Origin of the sequence: Streptomyces sp. NPDC048473, from assembly GCF_043200155.1 — a bacterium.
Classification (GTDB): Bacteria; Actinomycetota; Actinomycetes; order Streptomycetales; family Streptomycetaceae; genus Streptomyces.
The window spans coordinates 244,451-258,397 of the sequence record NZ_JBICXE010000005.1; the positions used below are offsets into that span (position 1 = coordinate 244,451).

A 13,947-nucleotide genomic window follows, 5' to 3' on the forward strand; every position below is an offset into this window, starting at 1 on the left:
GGGGCGGTGAGAAGCGAGAACACCCCCTTCACCGGCGGCCCCCTGGACGGGCGGGTACTGCCCGTCCTCGTCGGCCCGACCGGTCATCCGCCCAAGTGGTACGAGGTCCCGGTACCGGCCGCCGACGGTGGGCCCGCCACCGTGTACGCGTACCGCCGGGTCCCGGCCGGTCACTCCAAGCGGCTGGGGATTCCGAGGGGCTGGGTGTACGAGTACGCCCCCGAGGGCCGTGAGCGGCACAGCCCCAAGTGGCCCTGGTCGAAGCCGGACTGAGGGTACGGGCCCCGGCGGGGCCGAGGGGTCGGTCTAAGATCGACACTCTGGTGCCAGGCACATTCAGCAAGGGGGTGCGCCATGGAGGCGCTGCGTCAGGACGATCCACGCCGCATCGGTCCGTACACCGTGCTGGCGCGGTTCCGCGAGACCGCGAGCGCCGTGCAGTACCTCGCGCACGACGCGGCCGACGACAACTCCGGGGTGGTCACCGGCCGACCTGTGGTGGTCACCGCCGCCCGCCCCGAACTGGCCGCGCTGCCCGCCTTCCGGCGCCGCTTCCAGGCGGAGGCCCGCACCGCGGACCGGCTGGCAGGCGGTTGGGTGCAGCCTCAGCTGGGGCCTCCGGCCGATGACGCGGACGAGGACGAACTGCCCTGGACGGCCGGGGCCTACGTACCCGCGCTGACGCTCTCCGAGGCGATCGACGTCATGGGCCCGCTTCCCGAGCGTGCCGTGCGGATACTGGGCGCGGGCATCGCCGAGACCCTCTCCCGCGTCCACGCCACCGGTGCCGTACTCCAGGGCCTGGCCCCCAGGACGGTGCTGCTGGCCGAGGACGGGCCGCGGCTCACCGCGTTCGGCCCGCTGGGCGCCGCGGCCGCCGCCGAGGCCCGGCCCGGCGGGCAGTTGTCCGTACGGCTCGGCTATCTCACCCCGGAACAGGTCGAGGGCGAAGAGCCCGGACCGGCCTCCGATCTCTTCGTACTGGGCCTGCTGCTGGCGTACGCGGCAACCGGCACGACCCCGCTCGCCGACGGCCCGGCCGCCGAGGGCGCCGACCGCATCGCCCACACGGACCCCGAACTCGGCGCGGTTCCGGCGGAGTTGCGCGACCTGATCGCCCGCTGCCTGGCGAAGGACCCGGCCGACCGGCCGAGTGCGGGGACGGTGGCGGCGGAGCTGGCCCTTGAGGGAGCGGCGGGCCTGGCGAAGGGCGGCTGGCTGCCGGAGCGGCTGGCGGCTGTGGTGGCGGAACAGGGAGTGCGGGTACGGGAGTTGGCCGCGGCGGGTCATCCGGTGGATGCGCCGGTTGATGGGCAGGTCGACGGGCCCGTTGACGGACCTGTGGACGCCGCACCATCGGGCGGATCGGCCGACGCGCCCGGCCGCGAACTCACCCTCGGACTCATCCCCGCCCCCGCCCCCGCCGGGGACACCCGTACCACTCAGCTGGGGGACATCGGGCGTCACATCCCGAGGACCGACCGGCCCACGACCCAGTTGTCCGTACCGCCCGAGCTCACCGCGCCCCCTGCCGCGCCCGCCGCCGGGCTCCCCGCCGTACTCCCGCCCGTAGCGCCGATGTCGCCCCGCCCGCTGCCGGTCCCCGCCGCTCCCGCGCCCTCCCCCACCCTCGCTCGGCGCAGCCTCTTCATCGGGCTCGCTGCCGGGGCCGCCGGGCTGGTGGTCGGTGGGGGCGGGGTGCTCGCGCTCGGGTCCGGTGACGGGGGGTCGACGGACGATCCCAAGCCCACGCCGAGCAGCAGCGGTCCCACGGTCGCGGGGCTGCCGCCGCAGCCGCGTTGGGTGTACACGCACCCGGCGGCCGAACCGCCGCCGCTCACCGCCGCCCTCTGGAACGACCGGCTGCTGGTGCTGACCAGCGAGAGCGGGGCGGCCGGCATCGATCTGCGTACCGGGCGCCGGGTCTGGGAGAACGCGGACGCCGCCAAGGGACGGGCAGCGCTTCCGGCCGGCAAGGATCTCTGTTTCGTCGCCGGTCCGTCCGAGTTCCTGTGGCTGTCGCCGAAGGACGGCAAGGTCGTGCACCGGGTCGGTTACGCGGACGGGTTCACCGGGGCGCCGAATCTCGCGGTGCCGGAGATCGTCGGCACCTTCGGACCGGTGGTCTGGTTCACCGGCTCCAACAAGGTCACCGTCAAGGCCCCGCCCCCGAAGAAGGGCAAGAAGCGCGGCAAGGACACTCAGGTCGTCAAGTCCTACCTCTTCGCCTACGACACCCTGCAGCGCAAGGAGCTGTGGCGGACCCCCGTACCCACCGGGCGCGGACCGGCCGCCCCCGTCTACCGGCTGATCGCGATCGGGCAGGACGACTTCGTCGTACGTCAGAGCACAGGCACGCTCACGCCCGGCGATGTGAAGGCCGCCAAGGGGAAGGCCGTCTTCCGTGGCTTCGACCAGAAGACCGGGAAGCAGCTGTGGAGCAGGTCGTTCGGCACGGTCGCACCGGACGCGGCGGCCATGGGCGACGACCGGGGCCTGCTGTACGCGGCGGTGGGCGACGATCTCCAGGCCTTCGAGCTCCCCGCGGGCAAACCGAAGTGGACGCTGAACGGCACCACCGGGACCCCGTACGGAACCCCCGTCGCCACCGGAACACTCCTGCACACCACCAACCGCAACCAGGAAGTGGGCGCGGTCGAGCGGGAGACGGGGCGGCTGCGCTGGCGGCGCTCCACGGAGGCGGCACCCGGCACCGCCGCACCCACGGTGACGCTCAGCACGACCGGCAGGACGCTGCTGGCCTCGGACGGGGCCCAGGTCACCGCGTTCGCGGCACAGGACGGGCGACGGCTGTGGAAGTTCCAGGACATCGGCTCCCAGGACCCGAAGGGTCCCACGGTCACCGCCCCGTACCGGGTGCTGGCGTCCGGAAAAACCGCCGTGGTCCAGCGCGACCGGATCTTCTACGCCTTCCCGGTCGCCTAGCCGAATCACTCAACCACCGCCTTCCGGGCGAACGCGTCTGCCGCCACACCGCACGGTTCTTGCATCGCCTGACACCGAGTGACCGTATTGAGTCGTTGCGCTCACTCATGGGGTAGTCCCATGACTCGCCCCGTCACCGGAGGTGGTGTCGTGTCAGGCAAGGTCCTGCGTGCGGTCTGCACCGCGACCCTGACCACGCTCGTCGTAGCCTCGCCGGCAGCCGCCGCACCCGTGGAACCGAGCCCCGCGGCGGCCCCTCCGGCCCCCGCGTCCACGGCCGCGAACAAGAGCGTTGCCCAGCTGCTGACCGAGCTGCAGAAGCTGTACCAGCAGGCCGAGGAGGCCACCGAGAAGTACAACGGGACCGCGGCGGAGCTGAAGAAGCGCGCGGCTCAGGCGAAGAAGCTCGACGCCTCCCTCGCCGCCGCACGGATCGCACTGTCCGACAGTCGCGACGAGGCGGGGCAGCTGGCCCGGGAGCAGTACCAGGGGCAGTCCGACATCTCCTCGTACATGCAGCTCCTGCTGGCCCGCGATCCCGAGCACTTCCTGGACCAGGAGCATGTGATCCGGCGTGCGGCGGCCGGGCGGGCGGCGACCGTGAAGCGGCTCACCGGTGCCGCGAAGCGTGCCGACGACCTGGCGACCGAGTCCCGCAAGGTACTGGACCGGCAGCAGGTCCTGGCCGCGAAGCAGAAGAAGCAGCGGGACACGGTGCGGTCGCGGCTCAAGTCGGTCGAGACGAAACTGGCCACGCTCTCCGCCGCTCAGCTCACCGAGCTGAGCCGGCTGGAACAGCAGGGCATGGCAAAGGCTCAGGGCGCCCTCGTCGCCTCAGGCGCGCTGTCCTCGGTCAGGCCACCGTCCCAGGCTGGCGGCGATGCGGTGAAGTACGCGATCGGGCAGGTCGGCAAGCCGTATGTGTGGGGCGCGGTGGGCCCGAACTCGTTCGACTGCTCGGGGCTCACCTCCCAGGCCTGGGCGAAGGCCGGCCGCGTCATTCCGCGGACCTCGCAGGAGCAGTGGCGGCAGCTGCCGAAGGTGCCGCTGAACGCGCTCCGCCCCGGCGACCTGGTGATCTACTTCCCGAAGGCCACTCATGTGGCGCTGTACATCGGCAACGGCATGGTGGTGCAGGCGCCCCGGCCGGGCTCGCAGGTGAAGGTCTCTCCGGTGGCATCGAATCCGCTGCTGGGCGCCGTACGGCCGGATCCGCAGAGCACGCCGCTCTCCGTGTACAAGCCGCCGCAGCTCCCGCAGGGTGCGTCCACGGGCTCGGACGCGGGGTACAGCTCGTCGTCGGCGCCCAAGCAGTAGGCAGCCCGGGCGATCGTGCCGTGCCCGCACATGACAGCCGGGCCGAGTCCCGTCGGATTCCCGACAGGACTCGGCCCGGCTGCTGCGATCAGGCGGCCGACGCGGCCCCGGACACCTCGGCGAGGTACGCGTTCGTCTTCTCCGGGTCGAAGAAGAAGTTCTCGAAGTCCGCCGGGTCGTTGAAGCCGTTGGCGAAGCGGTTGGCGACCGGCTGGAGCTGGCCGGCGGCGCCGATCAGGTTCAGCACGTGCTCCGGCGGTACGCCGAGCATCGCGTTGGTCCACTTCACGACGTGCTGCGCGGTGTCCCAGTAACGGTCGAACGTGGCCTGCATCCAGTCCGCGTCGAACTCCCGGTCGCCGTGCTCGATGATCGACTCCAGGTACGCGTTGGCACACTTGGAGGCCGAGTTGGAGCCCTGCCCGGTGATCGGGTCGTTGGCGACGACGACGTCCGCCACGCCGAGCACCAGACCGCCGCCGGGCAGCCGGCCGATCGGCTTGCGGACGGTCGGGGCGTAGCGTCCCGCCAGGGTGCCGTTGGCGTCGGTCAGTTCGACCTTCGTGGCGCGGGCGTACTCCCACGGCGTGAACCGCTCCATGAGCTCCAGCGTCTTGGCGAGGTGCTCGGAGGGGTCCTTGATGCCCTGGAACACGTCGAGCGGGCCGCCCGGGATGCCCTCCCAGAACAGGATGTCGGCGCGGCCGGACGTGGTCAGGGTCGGCATCACGAAGAGCTCGCCGACGCCGGGGACCAGGTTGCAGCGGACCGCGTCGAACTCGGGGTGCTCGGGGCGCGGGCCCATGCCGTGGACGTACGCGACGGCCAGGGCGCGCTGCGGGGCGTCGAACGGCGAACGGGACGCGTCCCGGCCGAACATGGAGACCAGCTCGCCCTTGCCCGCGGAGACCATCACCAGGTCGTAGGTGCGGGAGAAGTAGTCCAGGTCGGAGACCGCGGCACCGTGGATGACGAGCTGTCCGCCGCGCTGGGCGAAGGTCTCCATCCAGCCGGCCATCTTCACGCGCTGGTCGACGGACTGGGCGAAGCCGTCCAGCTTTCCGACCCAGTCGATGGCGCGCGAGGAGTCGGGGGCGGCGACCGAGACGCCGAGGCCCTCGATGCGCGGGGCCTGGGACTCCCAGAAGTTGAGCTGGTAGTCACGCTCGTACTGGAGCGCCGTGTCGAACATGCACTGCGTCGACATGACCCGGCCGGAGCGGATCTCGTCGGCGGTGCGGTTGGACATCAGGGTGACTTCGTACCCTCTGGACTGCAGTCCGAGGGCGAGCTGGAGACCGGACTGGCCGGCTCCGACTATGAGTATCTTCCGCATCGCGGTTCTCCGTTTACGTGTTGAGCTATGCCGGGGTGGCGTCGAGTGCGTGGCCGACGAGGGCCAGTAGCGACTCGACGACGGTGATCCTGTTACGCGCGTCCATGATCACAACAGGCACGTGCGGAGGCACAGTCAGGGCCTCCCGGACATCTTGCGCCTCGAACCCCGGCGTTCCCTCGAAGTGGTTGACGGCGACGATGTACGGCAGGCCGCAGCTCTCGAAGTAGTCGAGTGCGGGGAAGCAGTCGGCGAGCCGCCGGGTGTCGGCGAGCACGACCGCACCGATCGCGCCGCGCACCAGGTCGTCCCACATGAACCAGAAGCGCTGCTGGCCCGGCGTGCCGAACACGTACAGCACGAGGTCGTCGTCGAGCGTGAGCCTGCCGAAGTCCATCGCGACGGTCGTGGTGACCTTGTCGGGTGTCGCGGAGAGATCGTCGGTCTCCTCGCTGGCCTGGGTCATCATCGCTTCGGTCTTCAGCGGGGTGATCTCGGAGACCGACCCCACGAAGGTCGTCTTGCCCACGCCGAAGCCGCCCGCGACCACGATCTTCGTGGCGATGGGGGCCCTGGTGTGGTCCAACTGCCAGGCCTGCAGCGATTCTTCGGTCTGGTCCCTGGCTCCCGGTTGGCGCGGGGTGAAGAGCGGCGACTCAGAGACGGCGGAGTCCATTGAGCACCCTTTCGAGCAGTGCGCGGTCGGGCTGGCCGGTGCCGTGACCGGTCCCGTACACGCGGATCTTTCCCTGGTCGGCCAAGTCGCTGAGCAGCACCCGGACCACGCCGAGCGGCATCTTCAACAGGGCGGAGATCTCCGCGACCGTACGCATCCGGCGGCAGATTTCGACGATGGCCTGGAGCTCCGGCATGACGCGGGTCGCCAGGTTGCCATTGGTCAGCTCGCGGCGCTCCTCGGGCGCTTCGAGCGCGGCGACGAACGTCTCGACGAGCAGGACGTGGCCGAAGCGGGTGCGACCGCCGGTGAGCGAGTACGGGCGGACCCGTGCGGGCCTTCGGTCGGACCCGCGGACGGGGAGCCTGCGGGCGGGTTCAGCAGCGGGCATCACTGGGCGCTCTCCATCGATTTGCGCAGTTCACTGCGGAGTTCGGGGGTGAGTACGTGTCCGGCTCGGCCGACGAAGAGCGCCATGTGGTAGGCGATGACGCCCATGTCGCAGTCCGGGGTGGCGTGCACACCGAGCAGCGAGCCGTCACTGATCGACATGACGAAGACGCTGCCCTCGTCCATGGCGACCATGGTCTGCTTGACGCCGCCACCGTCCATCAGCTTGGCGGCACCGGCGGTGAGGCTGCCGATGCCGGAGACGATGGTGGCCAGGTCGGCGCTGGAGCCCTTGGGGCCGTCCTGCCGGCCGGTGTTCTGAGTGGTCAGATGGCCGGGGTCGGAGGAGAGCAGCATCAGTCCGTCGGACGAGACGACGGTGACCGAGTGGACCCCTGGCACCTCCTCCACCAGATTGCTCAGCAACCAGTGAAGGTTCCGGGCCTCGGTACTCAGCCCGAATGTGCTGGGCGCAGTCAACTGCGTGCCTCCTCGACTGTGTCCCCCGTCTCATCGGTTCGGCCGTCGTTAAGGTCGGCCGGCTCACTGTGCTCGGTAAGTGCGGAGCGCCCGGCGTGTGCGGGGGCCCCGGGGAACGGCTGGGTCGTCGTGGTCTCCGCGATCTCCGCCTCGACGTCCCGGCGGCCGTCCTTCGCACCCTGGTGGAAGCCGCCGAGCCGACGGCGCAGCGCCTCCTTGTCCAGGCTGCCCTTGCGCTCGGCGGTGGGTGCCGTGGTGGGCTTGACGACCTTGGGGGTGCGCTTGGGCAGCCCCTTGTCCGTGATGCGCTCCTGCTGCTGCGCGTGCTGCTCCGGCTGCCGGGGGCCGGGCAGGGCGTCGGCGACGGAGGCGGGCGCGGTGTGCGGCTCCGGGGCGGTGTACGGCGAGGAGGTCGGGACCGGCGCACTGTATGGCTCCGGGGACTCGTCTGCGGTGCGCTCGTGACGGTCGGGGCCGATGGCGTACGGGTCGGGCGCCGTGAACTCGGGGGCGTCCGCGAACTCCGGAACGACCGGGAGCCGGACCTGCATCGTGGTCTCGGCCTCGGTCTCGGCGGCGACCGGAGCCGGTGTGGGGGCGAGAGCGTTGCCCGCCGCGTGCCTGGGCCCGGGCGCGGGCTCGGAAGCGGCGCCGGACTCGCGGATCGTCTGCTCGGCCGCGGCGATCAGCGGGTCGCCGGGCAGGGCGAGCGTACGCCCCGGCAGTGCGTTGGAGTTGGCCTCGGCGACCGACCCCGGCAGGTTCAGCGCGGGGGCGTCCCCGGGGACCTTCACCGGTGGCGGTGTGGCGGCCGGTGGTGCCTTCGGCAGCAGGGCCTGGGGCAGGACGACGACCGCCATGACCCCGCTGCCCTTGTGGTCGCGCAGCTGGACCCGTACGCCGTGGCGCGCGGCCAGCAGGGAGGTGACCTGGAGGCCGAGTCCGGCCCCGTCCGCGCTCTGTTCGCCCGCCTCGAACAAAGTGGGGTCGCCGAGCCGGGTGTTGAGCTCGCCCATCCGTACCGCCGACATCCCGATGCCCTCGTCCTGGACGGAGAGCATCACCTCGCCGGACTCCAGCAGCCAGCCGGAGAGCTGGACATGGGAGTCCGGCGGCGAGAAGGAGGTCGCGTTCTCCAGGAGTTCGGCGACGAGGTGGCTGAGGTCGTCCGCGGCGAAACCGGCGATCTGGGCGTGCGGCGGCAGGGACTGGATGGTGACCCGCTCGTACCGTTCGATCTCCGAGACGGCCGCGCGCAGCACGTCGACCAGCGGGATCGGGCCCGCGTGCCCGTGGCCGTGCTCGGCGCCCGCGAGGACCAGCATGTTCTCGCTGTGGCGGCGCATGACCGTGGCCATGTGGTCGAGCTTGAAGAGGGTGGCCAGCCGCTCCGGGTCGTGCTCCCGCTCCTCCAGGCTCTCGATGACACCGAGCTGGCGCTCGACGAGGCCGAGGGTGCGCAGCGAGAGGTTGACGAAGGTGTGGTGGACCGTGTTCTTCAGCCGCTCCAGCTGGGCGGTGAGGTCGGAGGCCACGACCTGGAGTTCGGCGCGCTGGACGGTGAGGGCCTCGCGTCCGGTGATCAGCTCGGCGCGCTCGGTCTGCAGGCTCTCGAAGCGGCCGTTGAACTCGTGGAGCAGTCCGTGCAGCTTGCCGTGCAGGGCGTTGATGGACCGTACGACCTGGGCGAACTCGTCGTTGCGGCCCGTGTAGCGGACCGGTTCGGCGGTGGCGGGCTCCGCGGCGAGGCGGGCGGCACCGATCCGCAGGACGGCGAGCGGCTGGGTGAGGGTGCGGGCCACGGCGGTGGAGACGCCGACGGCGATCAGCAGACAGCCGCCGAGCAGCGCGATCCGCAGTTCGAGCGCGGTGACGTCGTCGTCGCGCAGCTGCTCCAGGCGCTGGACCTGTGCGGTGCCGAGGGCGGACTCGACGCCCCGCATCCGGTCGATCCGGGCGGAGAGTGCCGCCTCGACCCTCTTGCTGCTGGCCTTCTGGTCGGAGTCCGACAGTTCGGGGCGGTCCGTGAGGGAGTTGAGGTACTTCTCCGCGCTGTTGACCTCGGGCCCGGTGACGGTGGACGACAGCTTGTCGCGGGCGGTGGAGCCCGCGGCCTGGTCGAAGTCGGCGAGCGAGGAGAGCTCGCGGACTCGGGCCTGCTGGGCGGCGGCGCTCAGCTCGTCACGGGTGCGGTCGTCCTTGCTGCTGCCCTCGTCCTGGGTCTGGACGGGCAGACCGGTGATCGGGTCGATCTGTGGGGTCGTGACCTTGCGGGGTACGGACAGTGCGGCGATCAGCAGCCCGCGGGTGGCGGAGGCCTGGTCGGTGGCCCGGCCGAGGGCGAGCGGGGCGCGGGTGGACTCGGCGGCGCGCGGCGGGGTCTTCTCGGCGAGCTCGTCGGCGAGGTCGTGGAGCTTGGCGATGACCTCGGAGTACGCCTGATGGGCCGCCAGCGCGGTGCCCTTGCCGCTGAGCGCGTCGCGGCGCAGGGAGGGGATGGTGGAGAGGTCACGGCGCAGTGCGGCCGGGGCCGCGCCCCTGATCTCGTCCACCTGCTGGTCGACGCGGGCGCTCCGGCTGCCGGGGTCGCCCTTGCCTTCCGCCGCCGGGCCGGACCTCTCGTCACGGCCGGCCGCGATGTAGGCGGTGACCTCGTCACGCTCGTCCGCGAGGGCGTGGGCGAGCGCGATGGCCTGCTGGTTCAGCTCCGCGAGGGTGACCAGCTGCTGCGACTCGTTCAGGTCGGAGGAAGCACTGAGGGCCGCGGGTGCGCCCGCGGCAATGACGGTGATGCCGACGACCGCGACGCCGGCGACCAGCCGGTTGCGTACGCGCCCGGTACGCCGGGGGCTCTCGCTCTCGGCCGGTGCCGGAGGCGTCCCCCCGGAACCGCTGTGCTTGCTGCCCTTGCTCCGAGGCCGCTTCTTCTGCACCGGTGCTCGCATTCTTGACTCGTCCGCCCTTGAAGCAGAGGTGACGCACGGTCACATGTGAACAAGCGCCCCGACCCCTGGTACGGCTTCCGACCATTCCAGTGCTTTTGAGAGGGGGGCGCGCATCAACCACTCCGCCACCTGAACGAGTGAACATCACTCCGGAGTTGACGAACAAGTCTCCCCCCGGGGCGCATCCGGCACACCTGGACCTTCGGCTGGAACTTCCGCCCAGGCTTTGGCAGGATGCCCGCCCGCACGCAGCGCGGAGCCTTTCCTTCCGCTCCGGGGCGTCCATCTGACCTGCTGGTACAGGCCAATCTCGGGCAGTGCAGGGCTCGTGAAGGCGTCGTGCAGACTGGCGGTATGCGAATTGAACTCGCCACCGCCGCCGGCAGCGCCGAACGACCGAACGAGGACTGGGCCGCCACTGCCCTGCCCGCTTCCGGCCGGGGTGGGACGCTGGTCCTGCTCGACGGAGTGACTCCGCCGCAGGGTGACGACGGTTGTGTGCACTCGGTGCCCTGGTTCACCGCACGGCTGGGCGGCTCGCTGGTCGAACTGTCGGGTTCGCGACGGGATCTGACCCTCCAGGAGATCCTGGCCGAATCCATCCGGCACACCGCCGATACGCACCGTTCCCTGTGTGACCTTTCTCACGTGAGGACACCGCAGGCGACGGTCGTCCTGGCGCGCTGGGACGAACACGAGATCGAGCACTTGGTGCTCTCCGACTCCGTGCTGCTGTTCGAGGCACCGGACGGAACCGTGCGTCCCCTCCTCGACGACCGGCTGGACCGCCTGCCGCCGGGCTCGCTGGCCAGCGAAGCGATCGCCGACGCGCAGGTACGGAACAAGGAGGGCGGCTTCTTCACCGCCGCCGCCGACCCCTCCGTGGCGGCCCGCGCGGTCATCGGGCGCACCCCGCTCCGCCAGGTGCGGGCGCTGGCCGCGATGACCGACGGAGCGGCCCGCTGGACCGAGATGTTCCGCGAGGGCGACTGGGCGGACTGCCTCGGAGTGCTCCACAAGGAAGGCACACAGGGGCTGATCGACCGCGTCCGGGCACTGGAGGACGCGGACACGGAGCGTACGTATCTGCGCCGCAGCAAGCCTCATGACGACGCGACGGCGGTCTACGCGGTGCTGTGACGGCACACCGGGGAAGCCGGGGCGGGGAAACCGGGCCGGGGCGGGGTGTCAGTCCTCGGCACGGGCGTTCAAGTGGTGCAGCAGCCGGGCCAGTTCGGCCACCTCTGCCCGGTCCCAGTCGGCGAGCTTGCGCACATAGCGGTCGCGTCGGGCATCGCGGACGCTTCGATAGCGGACCAGGCCCTCGGCGGTGAGGTGGACGAGGGAGGCCCGGCCGTCGGCCGGATCGGGCTCGCGCGCCACCAGTCCGAGGTTCTCCAGGGCGCGCAGTTGACGGCTCATGGTCGCCTTGCCGACCCCGAAGTAGGCCGCGAGATCGGTGGCCCGCTGCTGCCCGGCCGACTCCAGCCGTACGAGAAGTCCGTATGCGGCGGCCTCCAGCTCGGGGTGGACCTCGCGCGCCATCTCCCCGGAGTTGGCCCGCGCCCGGCGCAGAAAGACGGCCAACTCCCGCTCCAGGGCAAGGAATGCGTGGTCCACACCACTTTCTCCGGTCGCGCCGGGTTCACTACCGCTTTCGCTCCCGTGCACGTCAACACCCCTCATGAGCTTTCCTGCCGCTGAAAGTTTCTTTCGCCGCCGGTCATCGCCGCAGCTCGGCCAGTATTTCGCAGGCGTAGACCAACGGCAGCGCCCGGGCCCCCTTCCGTAGCGCGGGTCTACGTGCGTAGCGTCATGCATGGCATGTCCACACCATGACCTGCCGGCAGGGGTTCGCCCGGCGTCCCCCTGGGATCAGCACGTCCCCCCACCAAGGCCTCGGAGGCACTCACATGCCGGTGCTCAGATCCAGATCCAAAACCTCCCGTCGCTCGCGCTTCGCCGCGGCCGGAACCCTGCTCGCAGCCCTCTCCCTCCTCCTCACCCTGCCCGGCGCGGCGAGCGCCGCGGGCACCCACGACACCGCCGCCGCGGCCAAGAAGCCCGCGCGCGGCACGGCCACGATGGGCATGGGCGTCATCGCCCACGACGGCCAGGGCGGACTGCCGCGCGACACCCGGGCCGCCCAGACCGAAGGCGTGGACGTCGCCAGCTACCAGGGCAACGTCGACTGGGCGACCCTCTGGAACAGCGGCGTGAGGTGGGCCTACACCAAGGCCACCGAGGGCACGTACTACACGAACCCGTACTTCGCCCAGCAGTACAACGGTTCGTACAACGTCGGCATGATCCGGGGTGCGTACCACTTCGCCACCCCGGACACCACGAGCGGCGCCACCCAGGCCAATTACTTCGTGGACCACGGGGGCGGCTGGTCGAAGGACGGCAGGACACTGCCCGGCGTCCTCGACATCGAGTGGAACCCGTACGGCGACCAGTGCTTCGGCAAGACCGCGGCCGGCATGGTCTCCTGGATCCGCGACTTCGTGAACACCTACAAGGCGCGCACCGGACGCGACGCGGTCATCTACACCGCGACCAGCTGGTGGCAGACCTGCACCGGGAACAACGCGAGCTTCGGCGCCACCAACCCGCTGTGGGTGGCCCGCTACAACACCACGGTCGGCGAACTCCCGGCCGGCTGGAGCTACTACACGATCTGGCAGTACACCTCGTCCGGCCCCTACGTCGGCGACCACAACCACTTCAACGGCGCCCTCGACCGCGTACAGGCTCTCGCCAACGGCTGAGCCGGCCCCGCCGCCGCACCCGCCCGGTCCGACGCTTCGCACAGCAGAGCCCCCGGTGACCCACCCAGTCGCCGGGGGCTCTGCCCTGTTCCCACCCCTGACCAGGCATTTCACCCTCCGAGCCGACAACGAAGGTCCTCTATGCACCCGGTGTATACGCCATGTGTATAGTCCTTCTCTGCCGCACGCCGTGCGCCCTGTTCAGCTACGGAGGAGTGACCCGCGTTGTCCATCAAGACGAAGTCGATCGGTACAGGGTTGGCCGCAGCCCTTGTGACGGCACTCACTCTGACGCTGAGCGGCTGCTCCATGCAGACCACCGCGCCGGCCTCCGCGCGCGGCGACGCGGGCTCCGACTCCAAGGGTTCCTTCGGCCCGGTGGACTGCCGCAAGGCGAAGTGCATAGCCCTGACCTTCGACGCGGGACCGGGTGAGGACACACCGCATCTGCTGGACATCCTCAAGGAGAAGAAGGTGCACGCGACCTTCTTCCTGCTGGGCAAGAACCACGTCAAGCAGCACCCCGACACCGTGCGCAGGCTCGCCGCCGAGGGGCACGAAGTGGCCAACCACACCTGGTCCCACGAGATCCTGACGGACAAGAAGCCCGCCGAGATACGCGCCGAGCTGGAGAAGACGCAGGACGCGATAGCGGAGATCACCGGCAAGAAGCCGCGCCTGATGCGCCCGCCGCAGGGCCGTACCGACGACACCGTCTCGGACATCAGCAAGGACCTGGGGCTCTCCCAGATCCTGTGGAGCGCGACCGCCAAGGACTATTCCACGACCGACTCGGCGCTGATCAAGAAGCGCATCCTGGACCAGGCGAGCCGGGACGGCATCATCCTGCTGCACGACATCTACAAGGGGACGGTGCCCGCCGTGCCGGGCATCATCGACGCGCTGAAGAAGCAGGGCTACACCTTCGTCACGGTCCCGCAGCTGATGGCGCCCGCCGAGCCGGTCCCGGGGACCATCTACCGCCCCTGAGCCGTGCGGCCCGAAAGGCGAGGCCCCGGCGTACGCGGAGCGGCCGATACGCGAGAACCTCCGTCGCACGCGGAACGGCCTACGCATGAGAACCTC

12 protein-coding genes are annotated in these 13,947 nt (G+C 70.8%); 6 read left to right on the plus strand and 6 right to left on the minus strand.

Going from position 1 to position 13,947, the window contains the following annotated elements; translation table 11 throughout:
* Nucleotides 1–6 precede the first annotated feature (6 nt).
* From ACGFU7_RS11585 to ACGFU7_RS11595, 3 genes are all read left to right on the plus strand, one after another.
* Nucleotides 7–273, plus strand: a complete 267-nt coding sequence (locus ACGFU7_RS11585) for a hypothetical protein (protein ID WP_351202691.1) — start codon at nt 7–9, stop codon at nt 271–273.
* Between the two features lie 81 nt (nt 274–354).
* Nucleotides 355–2,946 (plus strand): PQQ-binding-like beta-propeller repeat protein, encoded by a 2,592-nt coding sequence (locus ACGFU7_RS11590; RefSeq protein ID WP_393694606.1) that lies wholly within the window; start codon nt 355–357, stop codon nt 2,944–2,946.
* 150 nt (nt 2,947–3,096) lie between these two features.
* Complete coding sequence (locus tag ACGFU7_RS11595; RefSeq protein WP_393694608.1) at nt 3,097–4,263, plus strand: NlpC/P60 family protein; 1,167 nt, start codon at nt 3,097–3,099, stop codon at nt 4,261–4,263.
* Between the two features lie 88 nt (nt 4,264–4,351).
* On the opposite strand, the gene ACGFU7_RS11600 is transcribed toward ACGFU7_RS11595, so the two are convergent.
* The 5 genes from ACGFU7_RS11600 to ACGFU7_RS11620 are packed head-to-tail and all read right to left on the minus strand — an operon-like array spanning nt 4,352 to nt 10,078.
* Nucleotides 4,352–5,599 (minus strand): styrene monooxygenase/indole monooxygenase family protein, encoded by a 1,248-nt coding sequence (locus ACGFU7_RS11600; protein WP_393694610.1) that lies wholly within the window; start codon nt 5,597–5,599, stop codon nt 4,352–4,354.
* A 25-nt stretch (nt 5,600–5,624) separates the two neighbouring features.
* Nucleotides 5,625–6,275 carry an ATP/GTP-binding protein gene (locus ACGFU7_RS11605; protein WP_393694612.1) on the minus strand — a complete coding sequence of 217 codons (651 nt, stop codon included), beginning with the start codon at nt 6,273–6,275 and terminating at the stop codon, nt 5,625–5,627.
* Nucleotides 6,256–6,666, minus strand: coding sequence for a DUF742 domain-containing protein (locus ACGFU7_RS11610; RefSeq protein WP_356325002.1), 411 nt, complete (start codon nt 6,664–6,666; stop codon nt 6,256–6,258). Before ACGFU7_RS11610 ends, ACGFU7_RS11605 begins: the two co-directional genes overlap by 20 nt.
* The gene (locus ACGFU7_RS11615; protein ID WP_393694614.1) at nt 6,666–7,145 is read right to left on the minus strand and encodes a roadblock/LC7 domain-containing protein; all 480 of its coding nucleotides are present in this window, start codon (nt 7,143–7,145) and stop codon (nt 6,666–6,668) included. The genes ACGFU7_RS11610 and ACGFU7_RS11615 overlap by 1 nt, the downstream gene beginning before the upstream one ends.
* The gene (locus ACGFU7_RS11620; RefSeq protein WP_393694912.1) at nt 7,142–10,078 is read right to left on the minus strand and encodes a nitrate- and nitrite sensing domain-containing protein; all 2,937 of its coding nucleotides are present in this window, start codon (nt 10,076–10,078) and stop codon (nt 7,142–7,144) included. The genes ACGFU7_RS11615 and ACGFU7_RS11620 overlap by 4 nt, the downstream gene beginning before the upstream one ends.
* 366 nt (nt 10,079–10,444) lie before the next feature.
* Between ACGFU7_RS11620 and ACGFU7_RS11625 the strand changes: the two genes are divergently transcribed.
* Nucleotides 10,445–11,230: a protein phosphatase 2C domain-containing protein gene (locus ACGFU7_RS11625; protein ID WP_393694616.1), complete on the plus strand. Its 786-nt coding sequence runs from the start codon at nt 10,445–10,447 to the stop codon at nt 11,228–11,230.
* 48 nt (nt 11,231–11,278) lie between these two features.
* Here ACGFU7_RS11625 and ACGFU7_RS11630 read toward each other — a convergent pair whose 3' ends face one another.
* A complete protein-coding gene (locus tag ACGFU7_RS11630) occupies nt 11,279–11,776 on the minus strand; it encodes a MarR family winged helix-turn-helix transcriptional regulator (protein ID WP_393694618.1) in 498 nt (165 codons plus the stop codon).
* Between the two features lie 227 nt (nt 11,777–12,003).
* On the opposite strand from ACGFU7_RS11630, the gene ACGFU7_RS11635 reads away from it, so the two are divergent.
* On the plus strand, nt 12,004–12,861 hold the full coding sequence (locus tag ACGFU7_RS11635; protein ID WP_393694620.1) for a lysozyme: 858 nt from the start codon (nt 12,004–12,006) through the stop codon (nt 12,859–12,861).
* Nucleotides 12,862–13,170: 309 nt separating this feature from the next.
* Complete coding sequence (locus tag ACGFU7_RS11640; RefSeq protein ID WP_393694914.1) at nt 13,171–13,851, plus strand: polysaccharide deacetylase family protein; 681 nt, start codon at nt 13,171–13,173, stop codon at nt 13,849–13,851.
* Nucleotides 13,852–13,947 lie beyond the last annotated feature (96 nt).